Annotated in this window: 1 protein-coding gene; it reads left to right on the top strand. The window is 59.1% G+C overall.

The features are described from left to right. Positions 1–64: 64 nt before the first annotated feature. On the top strand, positions 65–1101 hold a 1037-nt coding region (gene arsB / locus ACP7E0_RS34930; protein WP_426131942.1), incomplete at its 3' end, for an ACR3 family arsenite efflux transporter.

Here is a 1101-nt window from a genome sequence, read left to right on the forward strand (position 1 = left end):
CCAATACCTTCGAATTCTCCGCCTAAACCGGGGCGGAGCCGAATTGCCATGCAAGGAGCCTGCAATGCAGCCCGCCCGACCTACCGTCCGTCTCTCGTTTCTCGACCGCTACCTCACGGCCTGGATCTTCGCCGCCATGGCGCTCGGCCTCGTCCTCGGAACCTTTTTCGAAGGGCTGCCTGCGGCACTCAACAGCCTGTCAGTCGGCACGACGAACATTCCGATCGCCATCGGGCTGATCCTGATGATGTATCCCCCGCTGGCAAAGGTCCGATACGAGGAACTCCATCTAGTCTTCGCTGACAAGCGTGTGCTCGCGATCTCGCTGCTGCAGAACTGGATCATCGGTCCGACGCTGATGTTCGTGCTCGCTGTCATCTTCCTGCGCGACTATCCGGAATACATGACGGGCCTGATCCTGATAGGACTTGCCCGCTGCATCGCCATGGTGCTGGTCTGGAATCAGCTCGCGCGCGGCGACAACCAGTATGTCGCCGGACTTGTGGCGTTCAATTCGATCTTCCAGATCCTGTTCTTCAGCATATACGCCTGGTTCTTCCTGACATTCCTACCGCCTATCTTCGGCCTCGAGAGCAGTGTCGTCGACGTCTCGTTCTGGACGATCGCCGAGGCAGTGCTTATTTACCTCGGCATCCCGTTCCTGGCCGGCTATCTTTCGCGGCGCATCCTGACCGCTACCAAGGGCAGGGACTGGTATGAGGATGTTTTCCTGCCGAAGATCAGTCCGATCACGCTGGCCGCACTGCTCTTTACCATCGTCGCGATGTTCAGCCTGAAGGGCGGCGATATGGTTCGTCTGCCGTTTGACGTCGTCATGATCGCCATCCCGCTGACGATCTACTTCCTGATCATGTTTTTCGTCAGCTTCGTGATGGCGAGGTCGGTCGGCACAGACTATCCGCGGACGACGGCGGTTGCATTTACCGCAGCAGGAAACAATTTCGAGCTTGCCATTGCAGTCGCCATCGCCGCGTTCGGCCTTGCCTCACCGGTCGCGTTCGCGGCGGTCATCGGGCCGCTCGTCGAAGTGCCGGTCCTGATCATCCTAGTGCAGTTTGCACTCTGGATGGGGCGGCGCTA

The organism is Pararhizobium sp. PWRC1-1 (assembly GCF_049897905.1).
In the GTDB taxonomy this organism is placed as follows: Bacteria; Pseudomonadota; Alphaproteobacteria; order Rhizobiales; family Rhizobiaceae; genus Pararhizobium.